General features: G+C 42.6%; 20 protein-coding genes and 1 pseudogene. 7 read left to right on the top strand and 14 right to left on the bottom strand.

Going from position 1 to position 22,962, the window contains the following annotated elements:
• The 7 genes and pseudogenes from FTU03_RS13410 to FTU03_RS13440 all read right to left on the bottom strand — a co-directional run.
• Positions 1-407 (bottom strand): annotated as a pseudogene (locus FTU03_RS13410) (transposase); the annotation flags it as partial.
• Between the two features lie 110 nt (positions 408-517).
• On the bottom strand, positions 518-898 hold the full coding sequence (locus FTU03_RS13415) for a hypothetical protein (protein ID WP_125278366.1): 381 nt from the start codon (positions 896-898) through the stop codon (positions 518-520).
• A gap of 243 nt (positions 899-1,141) precedes the next feature.
• Entirely contained in the window at positions 1,142-1,993 is an 852-nt protein-coding gene (locus FTU03_RS13420) for an IclR family transcriptional regulator (protein WP_004786244.1), read from the bottom strand.
• Between the two features lie 130 nt (positions 1,994-2,123).
• A complete protein-coding gene (locus tag FTU03_RS13425) occupies positions 2,124-3,341 on the bottom strand; it encodes a CaiB/BaiF CoA-transferase family protein (RefSeq protein WP_179993439.1) in 1,218 nt (405 codons plus the stop codon).
• Between the two features lie 14 nt (positions 3,342-3,355).
• Positions 3,356-4,558: a 3-oxoadipyl-CoA thiolase gene (locus FTU03_RS13430; RefSeq protein ID WP_179993440.1), complete on the bottom strand. Its 1,203-nt coding sequence runs from the start codon at positions 4,556-4,558 to the stop codon at positions 3,356-3,358.
• Positions 4,559-4,570: 12 nt separating this feature from the next.
• Positions 4,571-6,088: a 3-hydroxyacyl-CoA dehydrogenase gene (locus FTU03_RS13435; protein ID WP_179993441.1), complete on the bottom strand. Its 1,518-nt coding sequence runs from the start codon at positions 6,086-6,088 to the stop codon at positions 4,571-4,573.
• 3 nt (positions 6,089-6,091) lie between these two features.
• Positions 6,092-6,871 (bottom strand): enoyl-CoA hydratase, encoded by a 780-nt coding sequence (locus tag FTU03_RS13440; RefSeq protein WP_004786253.1) that lies wholly within the window; start codon positions 6,869-6,871, stop codon positions 6,092-6,094.
• Positions 6,872-7,178: 307 nt separating this feature from the next.
• Here FTU03_RS13440 and FTU03_RS13445 point away from each other — a divergent pair, with 307 nt between their 5' ends.
• The 5 genes from FTU03_RS13445 (at position 7,179) to FTU03_RS13465 (ending at position 13,701) form a co-directional block, all read left to right on the top strand.
• Positions 7,179-8,333 carry an acyl-CoA dehydrogenase family protein gene (locus FTU03_RS13445; protein WP_166135179.1) on the top strand — a complete coding sequence of 385 codons (1,155 nt, stop codon included), beginning with the start codon at positions 7,179-7,181 and terminating at the stop codon, positions 8,331-8,333.
• A gap of 57 nt (positions 8,334-8,390) precedes the next feature.
• On the top strand, positions 8,391-9,632 hold the full coding sequence (locus FTU03_RS13450) for an MFS transporter (RefSeq protein ID WP_004786258.1): 1,242 nt from the start codon (positions 8,391-8,393) through the stop codon (positions 9,630-9,632).
• 114 nt (positions 9,633-9,746) lie between these two features.
• Positions 9,747-11,459: an electron transfer flavoprotein-ubiquinone oxidoreductase gene (locus FTU03_RS13455; RefSeq protein WP_180012231.1), complete on the top strand. Its 1,713-nt coding sequence runs from the start codon at positions 9,747-9,749 to the stop codon at positions 11,457-11,459.
• A 381-nt stretch (positions 11,460-11,840) separates the two neighbouring features.
• Positions 11,841-12,629, top strand: coding sequence for a PaaX family transcriptional regulator C-terminal domain-containing protein (locus FTU03_RS13460; protein ID WP_179993384.1), 789 nt, complete (start codon positions 11,841-11,843; stop codon positions 12,627-12,629).
• A gap of 94 nt (positions 12,630-12,723) precedes the next feature.
• Positions 12,724-13,701, top strand: coding sequence for a fatty acid desaturase family protein (locus tag FTU03_RS13465; protein WP_179993383.1), 978 nt, complete (start codon positions 12,724-12,726; stop codon positions 13,699-13,701).
• 55 nt (positions 13,702-13,756) lie between these two features.
• Here FTU03_RS13465 and FTU03_RS13470 read toward each other — a convergent pair whose 3' ends face one another.
• Both FTU03_RS13470 and yfcF read right to left on the bottom strand, forming a co-directional pair.
• The gene (locus FTU03_RS13470) at positions 13,757-14,707 is read right to left on the bottom strand and encodes a cation diffusion facilitator family transporter (RefSeq protein WP_179993382.1); all 951 of its coding nucleotides are present in this window, start codon (positions 14,705-14,707) and stop codon (positions 13,757-13,759) included.
• Between the two features lie 197 nt (positions 14,708-14,904).
• Positions 14,905-15,552, bottom strand: coding sequence for a glutathione transferase (gene yfcF / locus FTU03_RS13475; protein WP_179993381.1), 648 nt, complete (start codon positions 15,550-15,552; stop codon positions 14,905-14,907).
• A 225-nt stretch (positions 15,553-15,777) separates the two neighbouring features.
• On the opposite strand from yfcF, the gene FTU03_RS13480 reads away from it, so the two are divergent.
• A complete protein-coding gene (locus FTU03_RS13480; protein ID WP_179993380.1) occupies positions 15,778-16,497 on the top strand; it encodes a glutamine amidotransferase in 720 nt (239 codons plus the stop codon).
• A gap of 179 nt (positions 16,498-16,676) precedes the next feature.
• On the opposite strand, the gene FTU03_RS13485 is transcribed toward FTU03_RS13480, so the two are convergent.
• From FTU03_RS13485 to FTU03_RS13505, 5 genes are all read right to left on the bottom strand, one after another.
• On the bottom strand, positions 16,677-17,270 hold the full coding sequence (locus FTU03_RS13485; RefSeq protein WP_179993379.1) for a YceI family protein: 594 nt from the start codon (positions 17,268-17,270) through the stop codon (positions 16,677-16,679).
• 127 nt (positions 17,271-17,397) lie between these two features.
• Complete coding sequence (locus FTU03_RS13490; protein ID WP_179993378.1) at positions 17,398-17,853, bottom strand: GNAT family N-acetyltransferase; 456 nt, start codon at positions 17,851-17,853, stop codon at positions 17,398-17,400.
• Between the two features lie 182 nt (positions 17,854-18,035).
• Positions 18,036-18,251, bottom strand: coding sequence for a hypothetical protein (locus tag FTU03_RS13495; protein WP_004786275.1), 216 nt, complete (start codon positions 18,249-18,251; stop codon positions 18,036-18,038).
• Positions 18,252-18,386: 135 nt separating this feature from the next.
• Positions 18,387-20,375 carry a transketolase gene (gene tkt / locus FTU03_RS13500; RefSeq protein WP_179993377.1) on the bottom strand — a complete coding sequence of 663 codons (1,989 nt, stop codon included), beginning with the start codon at positions 20,373-20,375 and terminating at the stop codon, positions 18,387-18,389.
• Positions 20,376-20,817: 442 nt separating this feature from the next.
• Positions 20,818-21,201, bottom strand: coding sequence for a prepilin-type N-terminal cleavage/methylation domain-containing protein (locus tag FTU03_RS13505; protein ID WP_179993376.1), 384 nt, complete (start codon positions 21,199-21,201; stop codon positions 20,818-20,820).
• A 472-nt stretch (positions 21,202-21,673) separates the two neighbouring features.
• Between FTU03_RS13505 and metK the strand changes: the two genes are divergently transcribed.
• Complete coding sequence (gene metK / locus FTU03_RS13510; RefSeq protein WP_004786281.1) at positions 21,674-22,840, top strand: methionine adenosyltransferase; 1,167 nt, start codon at positions 21,674-21,676, stop codon at positions 22,838-22,840.
• Positions 22,841-22,962: the final 122 nt, after the last annotated feature.

The raw sequence follows: 22,962 nt of genomic DNA on the forward strand, positions 1-22,962 counted from the left end.
AATGAGTGCATTGTCATCGCTGAGTTTGGCTTGATAGCGGTAGCAGGTTTCACTAATGCCAAATGCTTTACAAGCCAAACGAATACTAATGGCATGCTGGGCAACTGCCTGTTGTGCCATCTTACGCCGGCAAGATGGCTTTACCACTTTTTTGCCATCGCTTCCTGGATGATTTCGGCCTTTAATCGCTCTTCCGCATACATCTTTTTAAATCTGGTATTTTCGGCTTCTAGCTCTTTCAGTCGAGCCATTAATGATGTATCCATACCACCATATTTGGCACGCCATTTATAAAAGGTAGCATTACTCATGCCGTGTTCACGGCAAAGGGTCGCTACAGGTGTGCCAGATTCTGCCTGTTTCAAGATGGACATGATCTGACTGTCAGTAAATTTAGATGTTTTCATGCAGAATCTCCTGCTCGTATCTTAAGAGAAAATTCTACTTTTAGATCCTATTATTTTTAGGGGGGATTACCCCTTGTCAGATTGCCATTTTGCATAAGCGCCCAGACCAGTTACATCAGTTTCAGTTGAAGCATCAGCCAAAATGTTGGTGACGGATCTTGAATTGCGATCCCCGCATTGGTCAGGTCTTCAGCCGTGATCGTACCATTCTGATAATCCTGAATGTATTTAAATATCTTTTGGACAGAATGTTGCAGATATGCATTCTTTTGAACATCAAGATCAGCAATCTCGATCCTTACCTGTTTAGTAGGCGCAGCGTTATCCACAACATTAAATTTAGCTTTGTCATAGGTATAAGCAAGCGTAGTCGGTGTAGTACCGCCATTAGTCGGGGGTGTATTCACTGTTGTAGAGGATTTTGCACCACCACATGCAGTCACCATTATAACAACTACCGCCAAAGAAAGAGCTGTTGTAATTGTCTTCATCTTAGTTTTCATACCCCTTATCATCTTTAGTTATCAAGCTATTTTTAATTTAAATTAAGGTCTTATGAGTGATAAAAACACTCATGAATTACCATAGAGGAATTAATTAAGTATTTGTAAAATAATGATAAATTATTATCAGGTAAAAGAATTATTATTTTCAATGAATTTTATAGATATTTTATAGCAGGTATTTAATTGAAATACCTACTATTTTCTAAAATTAATCAATTGAGAAATGTATTATCCCAACTCATTTCTAATATTATTCACCATATGTAATAAACGTGGTGCAATATCATTTTTGATTTTCTCTTCATTGAGGAGGAAACTTGGACCGCCGCAGTTAAACACCAGTAGACCATGCTGTTCATGGACAAAAGGAACTGCAACCGAATTGACATCCTTATGCCATTCACCGATTGAAAAGCAGAAACCATATTCCTGATAGTCTTTAAATGACTTCTCCAGATCTTTTTGGATCTGTGGCCATTCTTTAGCATGTTTACGGCGAATCGCATCAAGTAGAAAATCACGCTCATCTTCTGGCATTGCAGCCAGACAGGCACGCCCCATTGAACTTAAATGAATCGGCAAATGGGTTCCTACCTGACGACGCATGGTGACATTGCCTTTGCCCTGCACCACATCCAGATAAATCATATTCAGACGGTCACGGGTTGCCATCGCAACAGCTGCCTCAGCATAGTCCGCCAGATTTTTCATTAATGGATGTGCAACTGAACGTAAGGATAAATTCGACAGCATCGAATAACCAAAAGACAGTACGCCGACTGAGAGCTGAAACTTGCTCGAATTCGGAACCTGCTTTAAATATCCTAAACGGGATAAGGTATGGGTTAAACGGGTAATCGTCGGTTTAGGTAGACCTGTCATCTGTGACAGTTCCTGATTGCCCAGATGCTGATGTTTTGGACTAAAGCAGCGCAGTAACTCCAGACCACGTGCTAAAGCTGTAATAAATTGACGGTCATTTTCATCCTGCATATCTTCGATCGGATGCAATAACTCATGGCGCAAAGGCGCAATTAATTTTTCTTCCGACTGATCGGTTTCAGGTACATCATCAGACATGTCTTCACCGTCCTTCAAATTCATAATAAGTGTTTCGCATTGCGAAATTATAAATAATTATCTTGTATATAGCAAAGAAGCAACTTTGATTAAGTTGCTTCTTTATTGGACTTATGGGTTTTCTTTTTGATTAACCAACAATACCTTGAGCTTTTAGGGCCTCTAGTTTTTCCTCATCCACGACACGTGAAAGAATTTCATTCGTATGCTCACCTAACATTGGTGGTGCTTTACGATATTCCACTGGTGTACGCGATAATTTAATTGGTGAACCAATCACCGTTAATTTTTCTTTTAACGGATGGGGGATCTCAACCAGCATATTACGCGCTTGCACTTGTGGTTCCTGGAAAGCTTGTTCAAGGTTATTAATCAGGCCTACCGGAACTTTCACTGCATGAATTGCTTCTACCCAATGCTTCGCAGTATTGCTTAAGAAATGTTTGGCTAGCAGCTCTGTGATTTCTGCACGATGCTGAATACGCAGTGCATTGGTCACAAAACGTGGATCTTGCGGTAAATCTGGCAAACCAATTGCAGCGCTCAAGGCTATAAACTGTTTGTCATTACCACAGGCGATGATGAAATCCTGATCCGCAGCACGGAATACTTGGTAAGGGACAATATTGGCATGTGCATTACCATAACGACCCGGGATTTTTCCCGAAGCCAGGTAATTCATACCCTGGTTTGCGAGTAACGCCACTTGTACATCCAGCAATGCCATATCAATATGCTGACCGAGACCAGTCACATGGCGGTTTAACAAAGCCGCCTGAATGGCAATGGTCGAGTACAAACCCGTGGTCAAATCCGCAAAAGCCACACCGACTTTTTGTGGTCCGCCCCCCGGTAAGTCATCTTTCTCACCAGTGACAGACATTAAACCGCCCATCCCCTGGATAATGAAGTCATAACCTGGTTCAGGTGCACGAGGGCCAGTTTGACCAAAGCCAGTAATTGAGCAATACACCAGTTTCGGATTAATCGCGCTCAGGCTTTCATAATCCAGACCGTATTTTTTCAAAGAACCCGCTTTGTAATTTTCAATGACCACGTCAGAATCTACAGCCAGTGCTTTGACCAGTTCCTGACCTTCAGGCGTTGAAATATCAATCGCAACTGACATTTTATTACGGTTGGCTGACTGGTAGTACGCCGCTTCACGTGTATTTTCACCATGGTCATTTTTCATCCAAGGTGGTCCCCACATACGGGTATCATCACCCGTTTTAGGACGTTCAACTTTAATCACTTCAGCGCCTAAATCCGCGAGGATTTGACCACACCAAGGACCTGCAAGTACGCGACTTAAATCCAGTACGCGAATACCCTCTAATGCACCCATGTGTTTTTCCTTTGTTATACGCGTTCGATGACCAGTGCCAGGCCTTGACCTACACCGATACACAGACTAATCACAGCATATTTTTTGCCGCTACGCTGCAATTCACGAGCAGTGCTGAGCACTAAACGAGCACCTGATGCACCTAATGGATGACCAACTGCAATTGCACCACCATTTGGATTGACACGTGCATCGTCAAATGCCACATCTAAACCTTTTAGACATGCTAAAACTTGAGATGCAAATGCTTCATTGATTTCAATGATATCCATGTCATCCAAAGTCAGGTTGGCACGTTTTAATGCTAGTTTGATCGCATCAACCGGACCGGCGCCCATAATACGTGGTTCAATACCCGCAGCCGCTGAAGCGATGATTTTCGCCATTGGCTGGATGCCCAGTTTTTCCTGAGCGGCTTCAGAACCAATGATTAGCGCTGCTGCACCATCATTGACACCAGAAGCATTACCCGCAGTCACTACACCGCCTTCAAACAGTGGACGTAGTTTCTGTAGCGCTTCCAAGTTAGAAGATGGACGTGGATGTTCGTCTTGATCGACCAGTTTTGGGGGCAATTTACGGCCTTGTGGCACTTCAACACCCACGATCTCGTCAGCAAAGAAACCTGCCTGTTTAGCTGCTTCATATTTGGCTTGTGATGCTGCAGCAAACTGGTCTGCATCTTCACGGGTTACACCGTATTCTACTGCTACATTATCGCCAGTTTGCGGCATGGTGTCATTGCCGAACTGTTTTTCAATGGCAGGGTTCGGAAAACGTGCGCCGATGGTTGAATCGAATACTTTAAAATCACGGCTAAATGGTGTTTCAGATTTGGCAAAGACAAACGGTGCACGAGACATCGACTCGACACCACCTGCAAGGAAGATATCCCCTTCATTACAAGTAATTGCACGAGCAGCATCAATCACCGCAGCCAAGCCAGAAGCACATAGACGGTTCACAGTTTGTGCTGGCGTTTTCACATCCAGACCCGCTAATAACGTTGCATGACGTGCAATGTTACGACTGTCTTCACCCGCCTGATTGGTATTACCCAGAATTACATCATCAAAAATATCAGCAGCTAAATTATGCTTCTCTACCAGTGCCTTAATCACATGTGCAGCAAGATCATCTGGACGAACCTTTGCCAGGCTACCTGCATGACGACCAAATGGCGTACGTAATCCATCATAAATATATGCATTTAACATGAGTTTGATTCCTTAAACTGCTGCAGTGTGAAGAAGAGAAAGTTTTAAACGGGCACGGCGTTGTACCCATGGACTTGGACGGTAACGCTGGTCACCGGTATTTGTCAGGATACGTTCCAGGATCAACAGGATACGTTCTGCGCCCAAAACATCACCCCATGAAATTGGTCCATGTGGGTAGCCCAGACCAAGTTTTACTGCTTTATCGATATCGGCTGCAGTTGCGATTTGTTGTTGGGCAATATCACAAGCCAGATTCACGACCATTGCCAATACGCGCTGTGCGACAAAGCCAATACTTTCAGCAATTACCGATACGCCATGACCATTTTTAGCAAACAATGCATGTGCCTGGTCGATATAGGCTTTTTGAGTTGCAATCGAAGGCATGATGGTACGGTGCTTGGCAAAATCAGTCAGCATATCGATGCTGATTGCACGAGTCGCATCGACATCAAAACGAAGCGCTGCAGTCGTGGTGTCTTCACCATAAGTGGCCAATAGAATCAGACTGTCAGCTGCCGGAGTTTCTGCACTGTCGATAACCAGACCTTGCTCACGGATATAGTCACGCAAGATACTGGCATCCTGTTCAAGATCTGCTTTGATCCAGACCGGGCTGAATTCAGTTACTTCAGGCGCAATCTGAGCCGGAGCTTCATTGGTCTTTTGACCATCCTGATACTTATAGAAACCTTCACCGACTTTACGACCGACTTTTTTACCAGCCAGCATTTGACGGGTTAAAGCGCTTGGACGATAACGATCTTCCTGATAATACTGGTTGAAAATCGATTCCATCACTGGATGAGAAACATCCAGTGCAGTCAGGTCAAACAATTCCAGTGGTCCCATACGGAAACCGGCACCTTCACGCAGAATACGGTCGATTTCAGAAACAGAAGCTACACCTTCACCCAGGATTTTTAGTGCTTCAGTACCATAAGCACGGCCGGCATGGTTAACAATAAACCCAGGCGTGTCTTTGGTACGCACACCGAAGTGCCCCATACGTTGTGCCAGTTCGAGTAGATCTGCAACGACCTGTTCATCTGTTGCTAGGCCAGCAATCACTTCGACAATTTTCATCAAGGGCACTGGATTAAAGAAATGGAATCCAGCCATGCGACCTTGATGCTCAAGGTTGGATGCAATAGCAGTCACTGAAAGTGATGAGGTATTGGTTGCCAGAATGGTTTCTGGAGATACGATACTTTCCAGCTGTTTAAATAAACCTTGCTTGATGTCCAGATTTTCGATGATGGCTTCAACCACCAGATCAACACCAGCCACTTCTTCAATGCTATTCAGGATTTTGAAACGTGCCAGAGTTGCATTCAGAACTTCTTCAGTAAATTTACCTTTGGCTTGCAGCTTTTCAAGCGTAGCTTTAAGTTTAGCCAAACCTGCTTCTGCCGCACCTGCTTTGGCATCGAATAAGCGCACTTCCAGACCTGCCTGGGCTGCGATTTGCGCGATACCCATGCCCATTACACCAGTACCAATGAGCGCCATAGATTGAATGGTCATGTCTTATTCTCCAGTGTATTGTGCAGGACGTTTTTCAAAGAACGCATTCACGCCTTCTTTCTGATCTTTGGTATCAAATAAAATCTGGAAAGCTTTACGTTCCAATGCCAAAGCACCTTGTAAAGATTGATCTTGGCCAAGATTGGTCACTTCTTTAATTTGCTGCACTGCAATTGGAGAGAAAGATGCAATGGTTTGAGCAATTTCAATGGCATGCGTAATAGTGTTTTCATCTTCCACGACTTCAGAAACCAAGCCCATACGCTCAGCTTCAGCAGCTTTCACCAGTTTACCGGTGAGTACCCAAAGCATGGTTTGATATTTACCAATCGCACGCAGTAAACGTTGTGTTCCACCTGCACCCGGCATCAAGCCCAGTTTTACTTCAGGCTGACCAAATTTGGCATTTTCACCGGCAATGATGATGTCGGCATGCATGGCCAGTTCACAGCCACCACCGAGTGCATAACCATTCACAGCCGCAATAATCGGTTTCGGACAGTCAGTAATACTTTGCCAGTACTGTTCAGTATGGCGTAAATACATTTGTGCTGTGGTTGCAGTAGTGAAATCTTTAATGTCTGCTCCCGCAGCAAAAACCTTTTCACCGCCGGTCAAAACAATGGCTTTTACAGCATCTAATTTTGAAAGGTATTGAAATGCTTCAGAGAGTTGCTGACGTAATTCCAGGTTCAAGGCATTACGTGCTTCCGGGCGATGGATTTGAACAATCGCGACGCCATCTTCCTGTACAGTCAATTTTAAAATTTCAGTGCTTTCCATAACCTTCTCATTTCGCACAGCGGTATTTAATTAACAATATACATAAATTTCGTTCAAAGTAAACTATTCAAATTTGAACAAAAAATATTTTATAACGCCTTAAAAATAGCATTAATCAAACTAAATCAATTATTTAAATCTAATTTTAAAGCAAAACATATATATCGCACAGCGAAATATACTTTCGTATATATTGATCCTTGTTTTAATTTTAATTAGTATCCGCATAAATTTAGCTTAGTGATGAGTTTTTATTCACATTGGACAAGATGTGGACAGAACGAAATCCTAGATACGGAGTTAGGACATGATTCGTGATCAGGAAACCTTAGACCAGTTGGTAGATATGATTCGCCAATTTGTAGAAGGCGTATTAATCCCAAATGAAGAAATTGTTGCAGAAACGGATGAAATTCCTGCAGAAATCGTGCAACAAATGAAAGAGTTGGGCTTATTTGGTTTAACCATTCCTGAAGAATATGACGGTCTTGGCCTGACCATGGAAGAAGAAGTCTATATCGCTTTTGAACTGGGCCGTACTTCCCCTGCTTTCCGCTCATTGATTGGTACGAATAACGGTATCGGCGCATCTGGCCTGATCATCGACGGTACTGAAGAGCAAAAACAGCACTTCCTGCCAAAACTGGCTAGCGGTGAAATCATTGGCTCGTTCTGTTTGACTGAACCGGATTCAGGTTCTGATGCAGCATCTTTGAAAACCACTGCTGTGAAAGATGGCGATGAGTACATCCTGAATGGTACCAAGCGCTTTATTACCAATGCCCCACATGCGGGTGTGTTCACGGTAATGGCTCGTACCAACCCAGAATTGAAAGGCGCTGCTGCCATTTCAGCGTTCATCGTTGATAGCAAATTACCAGGTATTTCACTGGGTAAACGTGACAAGAAAATGGGCCAAAAAGGCGCACATACCTGTGACGTGATCTTTGAAAACTGCCGTATCCCTGCATCAGCTTTGATTGGCGGTGTAGAAGGCGTTGGCTTTAAAACTGCGATGAAGGTTCTGGATAAAGGCCGTATCCACATTGCCGCACTAAGCGTGGGTGCTGCAACCCGTATGCTGGAAGATTCATTGCAATATGCCGTTGAACGTAAGCAGTTCGGTCAGGCGATTGCCAACTTCCAGTTGATCCAAGGCATGCTGGCAGATTCTAAAGCTGAAATTTATGCAGCGAAATGTATGGTGCTTGATGCAGCGCGTCGTCGTGATGCCGGCCAGAACGTAAGTACTGAAGCATCTTGCGCAAAAATGTTTGCAACAGAAATGTGTGGCCGTGTCGCTGACCGTGGTGTGCAAATCCATGGTGGCGCGGGCTACATCAGTGAATATGCAATTGAGCGCTTCTACCGCGATGTGCGTTTATTCCGTCTTTATGAAGGAACCACGCAGATCCAGCAAGTCATTATTGCTCGCAATATGATTCGCGAGGCGACTCAGTAACAAGTTTGGCCTGATCAACTCTCCTTGCGATCAGGCCTTTTTTATAGGTAATGGATGATGGCTATAACGAATACAATTTCAAAAATTGGCCCAAATACCTGGAAAATCGCATTTATCTTTGCATTCCTCGCCCTGCTGGTCGATGGTGCGGATTTAATGCTGCTTTCCTACAGCTTAAACAGTATTAAAGCTGAATTTGGCCTAACCTCTGTGGAAGCTGGGATGCTCGGAAGCTTTACCCTTGCAGGTATGGCAGTTGGAGGTATATTCGGAGGGTGGGCTTGTGATAAATTCGGTCGTGTACGTACCGTCGTTGTCTCAATCCTTTTATTTTCGGCATTGACTTGTGGTCTTGGTTTTACCCAAAGCTTTGCTCAATTTGGTGCATTACGTTTCTTCGCTTCTCTTGGATTGGGTTCTTTGTATATTGCATCGAATACTTTAATGGCTGAGTACGTACCAACTAAATATCGTACAACTGTTTTAGGTACATTACAGGCTGGCTGGACAGTTGGCTATATCGTTGCGACCTTGCTTGCGGGCTGGTTAATTCCAGATCACGGCTGGCGCATGCTGTTCTATGTGGCTGCAATTCCAATCGTAATGGCGATCCTGATGCACATCATGGTTCCAGAACCAGCTGCATGGCAAGAAAACCGCTTCAAAAAAGTTGAAGTGACTGACAAACCTGCTGAGTCGACCTGGAAGCTGATTTTCCAGGATAAGAAAAACCGCAACATGTTTATCTTATGGGCTTTAACTGCTGGTTTCCTTCAGTTTGGTTACTATGGCGTTAATAACTGGATGCCGACATACCTTGAAAGTGAACTCGGTATGAAGTTCAAGGAAATGACTGCCTACATGGTCGGTACTTATACCGCGATGATTCTCGGTAAAATCCTTGCAGGCTTAATGGCAGATAAATTCGGACGTCGTTTTACTTATGCCTTCGGTGCAATTGGTACAGCGATCTTCCTGCCATTGATCGTATTCTATAATTCACCAGACAACATTCTATACTTATTGGTGATCTTCGGTTTCCTATATGGTATTCCATATGGTGTGAATGCAACATATATGACTGAAAGCTTCCCAACCAATGTACGTGGTACAGCAATTGGTGGTGCATATAACGTCGGTCGCTTGGGTGCAGCGATTGCGCCAGCTACGATTGGTTATCTGGCAACTGGCGGTTCGATCGGTTTAGGCTTCCTGGTCATGGGTGCAGCATACTTTATCTGTGGTCTGCTCCCTGCACTGTTCATCAAAGAAAAACTCTACGATCCTCAAAAATCTTAATCCGTTTTAGAAAAAGCCTCCTAGGAGGCTTTTTTCATAATCAATTCCCAACTTTCTATTTAAAAACTTTTTCACTGTGGTAAAATACCGCTAAGCGAAACAGGATTTCTTATTATGGAAGATATTTCTAGAGAATCGATGGAGTTTGACGTTGTGATCGTAGGTGCGGGTCCTGCCGGCCTGTCTGCTGCAATCAAGATCCGTCAACTTGCAATTGAAAACAATTTAAATGATCTGTCCGTTTGTGTCGTAGAAAAAGGCTCCGAAGTCGGTGCACATATTCTTTCGGGTGCTGTGCTTGAACCACGTGCCATGAACGAACTATTCCCGAACTGGAAAGAAGAAGGTGCACCTTTAAATGTACCAGTGACAGAAGACAAAACTTTCTTCCTTCTTTCAGATGAAAAATCACAAGAAGCACCGCACTGGATGGTGCCTAAAACTATGCATAACGATGGTAACTACGTGATCTCACTGGGTAACGTGGTGCGCTGGTTAGGCCAGAAAGCCGAAGAGCTGGAAGTATCGATCTTCCCGGGCTTTGCTGCTTCTGAAATTCTGTATCATGAAGATGGTACGGTGAAAGGTATCCAAACCGGTGACATGGGTATTGGTAAAGATGGCGAACCGACGCATAACTTTGCGCCGGGTTATGAGCTGCATGCCAAATACACCATCTTTGCTGAAGGCTGCCGCGGTCATTTAGGTAAACGCCTGATCCAAAAATTCAATCTGGATAAAGATGCTGATCCACAGCACTACGGGATCGGCATTAAAGAACTTTGGGAAATTGATCCTGCCAAGCATAAACCAGGTCTGGTAATGCATGGTGCAGGCTGGCCTTTATCTGAAACCGGTTCTTCAGGTGGCTGGTGGTTATACCATGCTGAAAATAACCAGGTGACATTAGGCATGATCGTGGATCTTTCTTATGAAAATCCACACATGTATCCATTCATGGAAATGCAGCGCTGGAAAACCCATCCACTGATCAAACAGTATCTGGAAGGCGGTAAACGTATTTCTTATGGTGCGCGTGCCGTAACCAAAGGTGGTTTTAACTCCCTGCCGAAATTCACCTTCCCGGGTGGTTCTTTAATCGGTGATGATGCCGGCTTCCTGAACTTTGCCAAGATCAAAGGCTCACACACTGCCATGAAATCCGGCATGTTGTGTGGTGAAGCGGTATTTGAAGCGATTGCTGCCGGTGTAAAAAAAGGCGGTGACCTTGCCGTTGCACGTGTAACTGAAGGCGAAGACTTCTTCGTAAAAGAGCTAACTGCTTATACAGACAAGTTCAACAACAGCTGGTTAAAAGAAGAGCTGTACAGCGCGCGTAACTTTGGCCCGGCAATGCACAAGTTTGGTCAATGGATGGGTGGTGCATTCAACTTCATCGACCAGAACGTATTCAAAGTGCCATTCACCCTGCATGACCTGGTTCCTGACTTCAGCACGCTAAAAACGGTTGATGCAGTGAACTTCAAGCCGAACTATCCAAAACCGGATGGTAAGCTGACGTTTGACCGTCTGTCTTCTGTGTTTGTATCGAACACGGTGCATGAAGAAAACCAGCCTGCGCATTTAAAACTGACCGATGCTTCGATTCCAGTAGATGTCAACTTACCAAAATGGGATGAGCCTGCACAGCGCTACTGCCCGGCGGGTGTTTACGAAATCATGGAAAATGATGACGGTTCAAAACGCTTCCAGATCAATGCAGCGAACTGTGTACACTGCAAGACCTGTGACATCAAAGATCCATCTCAGAATATCACCTGGGTAACACCGGAAGGTGGCGGTGGTCCGAATTACCCGAATATGTAGGGTAATTTGTGTGAGTAAGAAATCTTTTTCTTGTTCATATACCCAATTTTGAAGCAGTTATAACTAACACTTCACTTTAATTTTTTAGGTAATCCCAGTTCCCTAGGGAGCTGGGATTAAAAATAATCAAGAATAAAAACAGATTCACGTCTTTTTCGCTGACTTGCTGCTTAGACCAGCTTATTGACTGTGAAATACTGTGCCTCAGTAGAAAACCAACACCTTATCTAGTCATTTTTATCCATATACGTTGTCTTTAATTAAAATTAATTGCCTGAATATACAAACACTTTAGTCGTATTCCTCTTTGGTTCTTCCTATTCAAAATGCTATTGTACAAAAAGTTTCCAATTTCTCATTTTCTAATCACGATCTAGTTTCATGACTTATAAACTGAATGCCCGACATCTGGTGCTAGACCTGCTCTATGCCTCACATAACTCTACTGTTAGCATCAAACAGATGTTATGTGCAGCAGATTTATTAGGAATCTCTGACAACAGCTTGCGGGTTGCAGTCGCACGACTCAATCAGGATCAGATCATTCAGTCAGTAGAACGCGGCATTTATCAGTTAATTGAAAAAAAATTTGATACTTCTTTTATCAGCCTGAACAAACATCCCAATATGCAGACCGCTACGGCTTGGGAGGGTAAGTACATTCTGGTTTATACCGGTGCTTTGGGGCGAGTAGATCGTACGGCCTTATCTAAACGGGAAAAAGCCCTGCGTTATTATGGATTTCAGGAACTGGAACAGAACGTGTTTATCCGCCCGGATAATTTACAACTCAGTTTGAATGAGCTTAAATCAGCAGCCGTCAAGTTTGGTCTGGATCAAGGCGCACGATTTTTTCAGGTCAGCGAGATCGATCAGCACACTCATGTATCTGCACTTTGGGATATTCATGGCCTGCATCAAACTTATTTGAATATCAGTCAGGAAATTGAACAATGGTTTGAAAACCATCAACAGTTATCCTTGGCTGAATCAGCTAAAACTGCCTTTTATCTGGCAAAATCTGCTGTATTTAGTCTGCGTGCAGATCCGCTATTGCCTGAAGAATGGCTAGACGCTCCAGCCCGACAAAAGTTTGAACTGGCTGTACGGCGTATGGAAGAACAAGGCCAGCAGTTATGGCAGCAATATTTTCAGCAGCAAGGTGTATAATTTATTTCCCATACACTCACAAAAATAAATTGACTGTAATATTTTAATTCAAATATAGTGACAAGAAATACAAGAACTAGATCAAGGCAGAATAATGAACAGTAAAGTGAGTATCACAGAGCTATTTAGCCGTGAAGAAATCAGGGAGCTGACCACCCCATCCGACTTACAGGGGGCTCTGGCAGTGGGTTCAACTTGGGCTGTGATTGTTTTGACCTTTGGCACAGTCGCTTATAGCTGGGAATATTTACCAGTCTGGGGGAAAATATTGATATGTGCCTTGGCATTAGCCATTCTGGCAGGTCGTCAGCTGGCTATGGCCATTTTAATGCACGATGCCTCACACCACAGTCTGTTTAAAACCAAGTGGCTAAACACACACTTCACTGACTGGTTGTGCGCCCGTCCGATCTGGAATGAGGTCGGTAAATATCGTCCTTATCATTTGAAACATCATGCCCGCACCTCTCAACTTGATGATCCAGATTTAGGTTTGGTGAAAAACTTTCCAATTACTAAACAATCATTATTTAGAAAATTCTTTAGAGATTTAAATGGTCAATCCGGCCTAAAATTTCTGGCTGGCCGAGTCTTGATGGATTTAGAACTTCTGGAATGGAGTGTTTCCAATGATCCGAAACCAATTCCTCGTGATAATCGCAGTAACTTGGAACTGGCAAAGAATCTGTTAAAAAATAGCTCGGGCATGCTGATTTCCAATGCTGCCCTATTTTCTGCACTTTGGGCCAGCGGTCATCCGAAACTTTATTTATTATGGCCGTTAGCTTATATCACCCCTTTCCCACTGTTTATCCGTATCCGGGCAATGGCTGAGCATGCTGGTCTGGAAACCAGCCATTCTGCACTAACTAATACCCGTACCACCCGTGCAGGCTGGCTAGCGCGAGCTTTCGTTGCACCGATTCATGTGAATTATCATATTGAACATCATTTAATGGCCTCTGTTCCACATCAAAATCTGCCCAAAATGCATCAGATGTTGCGAGAGCGCGATTACGTGAAAGCGCCACCGAGTTATAAAGATGTAATTGTTTCATTATTAAAAGGCTAAAATAAAGGATCGAAGTTTAAAAATACATTAAGTGTGATGGCAAAATTTCTCATACTTAATGTTGATGGCTTTCTTTATGCCTATGATGCTCATGCGAATGGGCTGATTGCCGATGCTGTTCCGGGGGACAATCTTCTGCTTCAATTTGTAATGTCATCTCGGTAATGTGATGTTCATGGTGCAACATCTCGAATGCCTCCTGATGCAACTTTTTATAGTCAACGTCTGGCGCAACCAAATGCACGGTTAGCATGACTTTCTTGGAAGTAATCGCCCAGACTTTTAGCTGATGAATATCTTTAACACCGTCTAGCGCCAGTAGGTCATGGCGCAGTTTTTCAATATCGATTTCATCGGGAACTCCTTCCAGCATAATATTGATGCTCTGTTTCAATAAAATCCATGTCCGTGGAATGACCCAGAATCCGATCATGACCGCAATCACGGTGTCAATCCACATCCAACCGCTGAAATAGATGATGATTGCGCCAATAATGACACCCACCGAACCTAGTGCATCACTCAGTACTTCCAGATAAGCCCCTTTAATATTCAAGCTTTCCTGACTGCTAGAAACCAGAATTTTCATGGAGATCAGGTTAATGACCAGTCCAAGTATGGCGACAATCAACATGCCCAGACTTTCAATTTCAGGGGGATGGCTCAGGCGCTGGTAAGCTTCGAACAAGATATACATCGCCACCAGAAATAGCATAATCGCATTAAACAAAGCTGCCAGAATTTCAAATCGCTGGTAGCCAAAGGTACGTTTATCATCTGCGGGTTTTTGCCCGATCTTAATCGCAGCCAGTGCAATCGCCAATGCAGCGGCATCGGTAAACATATGTGCTGCATCAGAAAGCAAGGCCAGACTCTGAGTCATAAAACCGGCAATAACTTCTACAATTAAAAAGGCTGTCGTTAGGGCTAAGGCGATGGACAGTTTTTTGGCATTCTTGGCACTAACTTCTACATGACTATGATCATGATGATGTGATCCACCCACCTTATACTCCTTTTCATTTGAATCTGATTCTAAGTTTTAGCTACTTCTTATTACCTATACTTTCTATACTACGCTTGCTCTGCTGATATTTAAGCAATTTTTTGTATAACTTGGCTCTCTTTTAAAATATCCATGTCTATTCATTAAGCAAACTTAGTACTTAAATTATTAAATTAACCTCTCTACCGGACATAGAATCAAAACTCAGCATGAGTCCTCAATTTTTCATTTTCCAAAATCCAGGACTGCACTGAAGATCGCTGAAAATTACGCTGGATATAGGCCTGAATCTTTTCGGGAAGCTCAACATCATGACTAAGCAGACGATGCAGCATAAAGGCTAGATCAAAGTCTGCAATTGACCATTGTTCGGTGAGCCACAACTCTTCAACTAAAATTTCTGTGATTGCCAGTAAGCGCTGAATATCCTGCATGGTTTCAGCCGATGCGATTAAAGGCCTTTTAGGTGGAACAAAGATCGAAGTTGAAAGCATATCCTGCCGGATAGAGGAAAAATCAGTTTTAATCAAAGCCTGAACGGCGCGACATTTTGCTCTGGCTTTCATCTCTGCAGGATATAAAGCACGATAATCCGGTGCCGGAAAAGCATCTTCCAGGTATTCAGTAATCGCCCACGATTCAAATAAATGAAAATCATCAATGATCAGACAAGGGACTTTGCCACTCGGACAAATTTTACGATAAGCTAAAGATTGCTGTTCCAGCAGATCCAGATCGATCATTTTTTCCTGAAAGTTGAGTCCTTTCTCTTTTAGAGCCACATAAACCGACATGGTATAAGGACTGATACGTTTTTTATCGACATATAAGCAGATATTGTGCATTTTTTATCCTGCCTCTTATGATTATCCACTGCTTTCTACTCTAACGCCTTTTTTATAGAAAAGGAAAATATCGCTGCATATTGATACAAAGCGGAGTTATAGTCTTACATAGGATTGCCGATTCGGATGAATCACCTACCTAAGGCTAAATCACCGGATTAAAAAGACTTCTAATTTTTTGCAGAATAACGTTAAATAAATATTTTCCATTTAGACCTGACTGCTATGCTGAACCTTGATCACTTCCCCGATACCGTATATGCCATTCAACATCTGGCTTTTGAAGACCTAGGTGCCTGGGAAGATGTATTTTATCAGCTGGGATTACGTGTTCGCTATTTTGAAGCCGGTATTGATGACCTGCGTAAAGCGTATGAATATAAAGGTCTGACAATTATTTTAGGGGGTCCAATTGGTGTTTATGAAACGGAGGACTACCCTTTCTTACAACAAGAAATAGACTTACTTAAAGTGCGTTTAGAAAAGAATTTACCCACTTTAGGTATTTGTCTGGGTGCTCAACTCATGGCTCATGCACTCGGTGCTAAAGTCTATGCAGGACATAGCAAAGAAATTGGCTGGTCTAAACTTAGTCTTCCAGCCACTGAGAATAATCCACTACAAGCCTTGGAAAATATTGAAGTGCTACATTGGCATGGCGATACTTTTGATCTGCCTAAACAGGCTGAATTATTAGCCAGTTCCAATCTCTATCCAAATCAGGCTTTCCGGATAGGATCAAATATTCTGGCTCTGCAATTTCATCCTGAAGTCGCTGGCGATAGCCTGGAAAAGTGGCTAGTTGGTCATACCTCTGAATTACGTCAAGCTAAAATTAATATCCCAGTTCTTCGGGCAGCCAATCTTCAATTTGCACCTGTACTGGAAGGCACTTCTAAAGCTGTCCTAGAGCAATATCTGACTCAGTTAAAAATAGTATCTTGAGCAAAGGTACTGGATAAATATTTATAATTAAAAGTTTGCAAAATAGATTAATGGAATCATAGCTAAGATTTTTTAGTTTAGATAGATGCCGATTCTGTTTCATAATTCATCTATTGGCCCAATAAAAAAGCACCTTTATAAAGGTGCTTTTTTATTTTTATGCAGAATGGAAATAAATCTTATTTCTTTGCAGGTTCTGTAGGAATGGTCGCTTCAGTGGTGATCTGAACAGTAATCTTGTCACTCACATGCGGAACATTCGCGCCTAAGCCGAATGCAGAACGGTCAAATGATGTTGTGGCATTGAAACCAATTGCCGGAACTTTTGCCATTGGATGTTCACCCTGTTTATTTAACACGGCATCCAATACCACTGGTTTGGACACGCCTTTAACGGTTAAATTACCGGTAATCTTGAAGTTCTTTTTGTCCTTGGTTTCTACCTTAGTACTTTTGAACGTAATATTTGGATATTTGGCTGCATCAAAGAAATCTTCTTTCTTTAAATGGTCATCCAGTGCAGTTACGTTGGTATTAATACTAGAAACTGGAATGGTCACATCTACAGAAGATTTTGCTGGCTGTTCATTGTCGACCACAATTTTACCCTGAATATCAGAGAAATTGCCTGATGGCGTAGAAAACCCAAAATGGTTCCAGCTAAATACCGTCGCAGTATGACTCGGATCAATTGTATAAGTCACCGGTTTTGCAAAGCTAAAAGTTGCAATAGATGCGGCTACCAAGCCTAAAGTTAATGTTTTCAAATTCATGTTGTTATCTCTCGTCTGAATTAACTTCAGTTTATAGAATCTTGAACCGTTTACATCCCTAAAGATAAAACGTTTTGTTGCAACTATGAAACGATAAAATTGTAAATTCTCGTGTAAATCTAAGCATTTAAGACATACGATACTGGATAAATCCGGTTTTTTTGGCCACTTTATCATAGAGCAATCTGGCTTTATGGTTCGATTCATGGGTCAGCCAGTACACCCGATCACAATTACGCTGCTTTGCTACATCATAGATATGCTGAATCAGTACACGTGCTATGCCCTGCCCGCGATAATCCGGATGAACAAATAAATCCTGCAAATAGGCATAAGGACGCATGGTCCAGCTACTGTCATGCTCAACCACATGAACTAGCCCGACTACTTTTCCATCAATCAGTGCAGCAAAACCATACATATTGTCCTGTCCAGGACTAGTGAGCTTGGCCCAGGTATTTTCACTGATTTTTTCTGAAATTTGCGCCTCATAAAAGGTTTGATAGCCTTTCCATAAAAACAGCCATTCCGGCTGTGATATTTGCTCTAGAGATTTGATCTGGATCTGGGATGATATTTCCATATTGAGTAACTTCTTTGGTTTATGTCTTTAATTATCTTTAAGTCAATTATTTACGATATGAGTCATTAGGTTTTTATGATGGCACGAACTTAGATTTATCTCATCTAATGTTCATAAGCAACTGTCAGAGGAAATCATCCGACATAAAAAAAGCCCCATTCAGGGACTTTTAGTATTTTCTGTTAAAGTTTTTCAACCAGAATACGATCCACCTGTTTCAAACCAGAATGCTTTTCATGGTTCTTACGACGTACTTTAATGATTTTTTCTTCAGCCATTTCCTGAAGTAATAGCTCAACCGCAACCATTGCTTCAAGGGGTAGATCCTGCCCGATCCATTTCTGCTCGCCTGCATCCATTAAAGTAATTTCATCACTAATTTGTTCATACAAGCTCATGTTTATCTCACTCTTTCATTTCAATTATGGGAGAACACTTTTTAGCGGTTGCCACATGAAAACAAGGCTAGAAAGCGGAAAAACAAAAGACGCCCCAAAACTGGGGCGCCCTTAAAAAACGACTTAATCAGTTGATTAAGCAGTAATCTCTTTTACAGCTGCTACAACAGCTTCAGTTGTAATGCCGAAGTGTTTAAACAGGTCTTTAGCAGGTGCAGATTCGCCATAAGTGGTCATGCCGATCACACGACCATCCAGACCTACAAATTTCCACCAGTAATCTACATGTGCAGCTTCAACCGCTACACGTGCACGAATATTTGAAGGAAGAACCGCTTCACGATACGCAGCATCCTGTTTCACGAACTCTTCAGCACATGGCATAGATACCACACGTACACCTTGAAGCTGTGCATAAGCTTCCATTGCAAGAGAAACTTCAGAACCAGTCGCAATGATGATCGCTTTCAATTCGCCTTTTTCTTCAGCCAGAACATAACCACCTTTCGCTACATTCTCAATTTGTGCTTGAGTACGCGTTTGGAATGGCAGGTTTTGACGAGAGAAGATTAACGCTGTTGGGCCTTCTGAACGCATCAAAGCAGATTTCCAGGAAATCGCTGCTTCAACAGTGTCGCATGGACGCCATGTATTCAGGTTTGGTGTACCACGTAAAGATGCGATTTGTTCGATTGGCTGGTGTGTAGGACCATCTTCACCCAGACCGATTGAATCGTGAGTGTAGACATGAATCACGCGTTGTTTCATCAGTGCAGACATACGTACTGCATTACGTGCATATTCCATAAACATCAGGAATGTTGCTACGTAAGGAATGAAACCTCCGTGAAGAGCAACACCATTGGCAATCGCAGTCATACCAAATTCACGTACACCGTAGTGAACATAGTTACCTGCTGGATTGTCCTGTACGCCTTGTGCACCTTTCCAAAGTGTCAGGTTAGAACCTGCAAGGTCAGCAGAACCGCCTAGTACTTCTGGTAGTGAAGGCACAAGAGCTTGTAACGTATTTTGGCTCGCTTTACGTGTAGCAATGGTTTCTTCTTTTGCATTTACTTCAGCGATATAAGCATCCGCTTTTGCAACAAAGTCAGCTGGAAGATCACCAGAAAGACGACGTTTTAATTCAGCTGCTTCTGTTGGATATTTTGCTGCATAAGCGGCAAAAGTTTCATTCCATGCTGCTTCAGCTTGTGAACCTTTATCTTTGGCATCCCAAGCTGCGTATACATCCTCAGGAATGACAAATGCTTCGTCTGACCAGCCTAAAGCTTCACGAGTCAATACGATTTCGTCATTACCCAAAGGTGCACCGTGACAGTCTTCTTTACCCTGTTTGTTTGGTGAACCTAAACCGATCACTGTTTTACACATGATGATGGTTGGTTTATTCACTTCAGCTTTTGCTTCAACAGTGGCTTGACGGATTGCATCAGCATCATGACCGTCAACTTTGATCACTTGCCAGCCATAAGACTTGAAGCGTTGTTCTGTATCGTCAGAGAACCAGCCTTCAACTTCACCGTCAATCGAAATACCGTTGTCATCATAGTAAGCAATCAGCTTACCCAGACCTAAAGTACCTGCCAAAGAACATGCTTCGTGAGAAACACCTTCCATCAAGCAGCCATCGCCCAGGAAGCAGTAAGTGTAGTGATCTACAACTTTGATATCTTCCTTGTTGAATTGCGCTGCTAAAGTTTTTTCAGCCAGTGCAAAACCAACAGCATTTGCGATACCTTGGCCTAATGGGCCAGTGGTTGTTTCAATACCCGGTGCATAGCCCAATTCTGGGTGACCTGGAGTTTTAGAATGAAGTTGACGGAATGCTTTAAGATCTTCAATTGAAAGATCATAGCCCGTTAAATGAAGAAGTGCGTATTGAAGCATAGAGCCATGGCCATTCGACAATACGAAACGGTCACGGTTAGCCCAATTCGGATTTGTTGGGTTATGGTTTAAGAATTCGCGCCAAACCACATCAGCGATATCTGCCATCCCCATTGGAGCACCTGGATGTCCTGAGTTTGCTTTTTGCACAGCATCCATTGCCAATACACGAATTGCGTTTGCAATACGACGTTCATTAAGCGGGGTTGTCATAAATCAGCGTCCAAATAAATTCAGAAGAAATAGGAAATGATGAAAAGACTTTCAAAACTGCCGTCTATTGTCTTAAAAAAACAGCGAGGGGTAAAGACTAGCCTACAATATTTATCAATTTATTGATCTTGTATTTACCTATCGGATAAATATTCTGCACTTTTAAGGTGCATTGATTGACTAGAGTCTAAGTTAAATTCTAATAAGATGATAAATCTGGGATTATTCTTAACTATTTTTTATAAATTAAACTTTTACAATATGTTGAATTCCTCTTCAGGATACCTCCAGCTAGGAGTCAAAACAGAAGATCCAGACTTAAATAAGTGATCTTTTTCCAGTCCATAAAAATGCATATGTGAATATCTAATGTCTGCCCAAGATCATCAGACATGAAAAGATAAAGGTTGAAGTTCAATCAGGCTAGTCGATACCACGAAAATCATTGTCCTCGGCAATCTTTAGGTAAATAACGCTGACTGATATCGCTCGAAGAACAACTGCCGCCATAGACATCAAAGGCGATGGATTTGCCACGGATTGCCGTATCTATCCCATCCTGCCGTAGCTTAAATTCAATCCGGCAAGCTGCATTGATCACGACTTTTTCAATATATTGGGTTCCGCTGCCAATTTGACGGCCTGCATCACAGTGACCATCAGAGGCAATAAATTGAGTTCGATAGCTACCTGCCTGCTCAAAAACCTCTGCTAGTTGGCTTCGCACGACATAACTGTGATAACTCATGCCTGCTACTGTCGCCAGAATGGCAATAATTGTGAATACAATCATGACTTCAATCAAGGTAAACGCCTTTTGATACATGCTTTTCCATCTCCGTACAGTCTTTTAAACAAGTCCATACCAAAAGATTTCGCCACTTCCTGACAGGCGGTTTCTGAAGGCTTGAAGCTACTATGCAGAGTCGTACTATTTGCAGCAAGGCTGTCTGTCGTATGATCAATACACCCGCCTTAAGTTATTAATAGAATGATCACTTTCCTTAATATTTTAAACACTCTAATTTTTATATTTTTCTTAGTATTTAGTTCTGCAAATTTGTTTGGAAATATCACTGCTTAATTAGCGTCTCTTATCAATTCACAGACTATTTATTAAGTTTATTAAATGAATCTAGCCTGCTGTTTAATTAGGCATATCAGTTTTTTTAATTCCAATAATCAAATAAAAGCACAATAATTTGAAACAATTTCGTGCAATTTTGTCGAGTTGCGCTAGTCCTAGAGCACAAGTCGATGTAACATATCGGGTCTTTAAATTTAACTGTGATAGGACTATGCGCGAGTACGCTGTATTTACTTCGGAATCTGTAAGCGAAGGCCATCCAGATAAAATGGCTGACCAAATCAGTGATGCTATCTTGGATGCAATCTTAAAAGAAGACCCATACGCACGGGTTGCTTGTGAAACGCTTGTAAAAACAGGTGCGGTTGTACTTGCCGGTGAAATCACAACAACTGCGAACATCGATTTTGAAGCGGTTGTCCGCCATACCGTTAACAGTATTGGTTATCATCATTCTGACCTAGGTTTTGATGGTTCGACCTGTGCGATCATCAACATGATCGGTAAGCAGTCTCCTGAAATTGCTCAGGGTGTAGACCGTCAGAAACCTGAAGATCAAGGTGCTGGCGACCAGGGCTTGATGTTTGGTTATGCCAGCCGTGAAACTGATGTACTCATGCCTGCGCCAATTTCTTATGCGCACCGCTTAATGGAAAAACAGGCTGAATTACGCCGTAACGGTACATTGCCTTGGTTACGTCCAGACGCAAAAAGCCAGGTGACTTTCGCTTATGAAAATGGCGTGCCTGTTCGTCTAGATGCTGTTGTGCTTTCAACTCAACACGATCCTGAAATTTCACAAGCTCATTTAAAAGAAGCTGTGATTGAAGAAATCGTGAAAAAAATCATTCCTGCCGACATGTTCCATGCAGACACCAAATTCCACATCAATCCGACCGGGATGTTTGTGATCGGTGGTCCTGTAGGTGACTGTGGTCTGACTGGCCGTAAAATCATTGTAGATACTTACGGCGGTATGGCACGTCACGGCGGTGGTGCATTCTCTGGTAAAGATCCATCAAAAGTTGACCGTTCTGCTGCTTATGCAGGCCGTTATGTTGCGAAAAACATTGTCGCTGCGGGTCTTGCTGATAAATGTGAAATTCAGGTGTCTTATGCAATTGGTGTTGCCGAGCCAACTTCAATTTCAATCAATACTTTCAATACAGGCAAAGTGTCTGATGAATTGATCGTTCAATTGGTTCGTGAGCACTTTGACCTGCGTCCATATGGTATTACCCGTATGTTGAACCTGATCCAGCCAATGTATAAACAGACTGCGGCTTATGGTCACTTTGGTCGTGAAGGTTCAGATACTGCATTTACTTGGGAAAAAACTGACAAAGTCGAAGCACTTAAAGCATCTGCTGGTCTATAAGTTTTCAAGTTTTAAAAGCTCGCTTTATGCGGGCTTTTTTATGGCTTCTACTTTTAGCCTGACAAAAATTGAGCTGGAAATAGTTGTGTTTTGTTACATCTAAAACTCATATTAAAACGGAT

Origin of the sequence: Acinetobacter sp. YH12046, assembly GCF_013419905.1 — a bacterium.
Lineage (GTDB): Bacteria > Pseudomonadota > Gammaproteobacteria > Pseudomonadales > Moraxellaceae > Acinetobacter.

Coding starts and splice junctions, on each gene's coding strand:
- FTU03_RS13415 (WP_125278366.1), bottom strand. CDS start 898: ATGAAGACAATTACAACAGCTCTTTCTTTGGCGGTAGTTGTTATAATG.
- FTU03_RS13420 (WP_004786244.1), bottom strand. CDS start 1,993: ATGTCTGATGATGTACCTGAAACCGATCAGTCGGAAGAAAAATTAATT.
- FTU03_RS13425 (WP_179993439.1), bottom strand. CDS start 3,341: ATGGGTGCATTAGAGGGTATTCGCGTACTGGATTTAAGTCGCGTACTT.
- FTU03_RS13430 (WP_179993440.1), bottom strand. CDS start 4,558: ATGTTAAATGCATATATTTATGATGGATTACGTACGCCATTTGGTCGT.
- FTU03_RS13435 (WP_179993441.1), bottom strand. CDS start 6,088: ATGACCATTCAATCTATGGCGCTCATTGGTACTGGTGTAATGGGCATG.
- FTU03_RS13440 (WP_004786253.1), bottom strand. CDS start 6,871: ATGGAAAGCACTGAAATTTTAAAATTGACTGTACAGGAAGATGGCGTC.
- FTU03_RS13445 (WP_166135179.1), top strand. CDS start 7,179: ATGATTCGTGATCAGGAAACCTTAGACCAGTTGGTAGATATGATTCGC.
- FTU03_RS13450 (WP_004786258.1), top strand. CDS start 8,391: ATGGCTATAACGAATACAATTTCAAAAATTGGCCCAAATACCTGGAAA.
- FTU03_RS13455 (WP_180012231.1), top strand. CDS start 9,747: ATGGAAGATATTTCTAGAGAATCGATGGAGTTTGACGTTGTGATCGTA.
- FTU03_RS13460 (WP_179993384.1), top strand. CDS start 11,841: ATGACTTATAAACTGAATGCCCGACATCTGGTGCTAGACCTGCTCTAT.
- FTU03_RS13465 (WP_179993383.1), top strand. CDS start 12,724: ATGAACAGTAAAGTGAGTATCACAGAGCTATTTAGCCGTGAAGAAATC.
- yfcF (WP_179993381.1), bottom strand. CDS start 15,552: ATGCACAATATCTGCTTATATGTCGATAAAAAACGTATCAGTCCTTAT.
- FTU03_RS13480 (WP_179993380.1), top strand. CDS start 15,778: ATGCTGAACCTTGATCACTTCCCCGATACCGTATATGCCATTCAACAT.
- FTU03_RS13485 (WP_179993379.1), bottom strand. CDS start 17,270: ATGAATTTGAAAACATTAACTTTAGGCTTGGTAGCCGCATCTATTGCA.
- FTU03_RS13490 (WP_179993378.1), bottom strand. CDS start 17,853: ATGGAAATATCATCCCAGATCCAGATCAAATCTCTAGAGCAAATATCA.
- FTU03_RS13495 (WP_004786275.1), bottom strand. CDS start 18,251: ATGAGCTTGTATGAACAAATTAGTGATGAAATTACTTTAATGGATGCA.
- tkt (WP_179993377.1), bottom strand. CDS start 20,375: ATGACAACCCCGCTTAATGAACGTCGTATTGCAAACGCAATTCGTGTA.
- FTU03_RS13505 (WP_179993376.1), bottom strand. CDS start 21,201: ATGTATCAAAAGGCGTTTACCTTGATTGAAGTCATGATTGTATTCACA.
- metK (WP_004786281.1), top strand. CDS start 21,674: ATGCGCGAGTACGCTGTATTTACTTCGGAATCTGTAAGCGAAGGCCAT.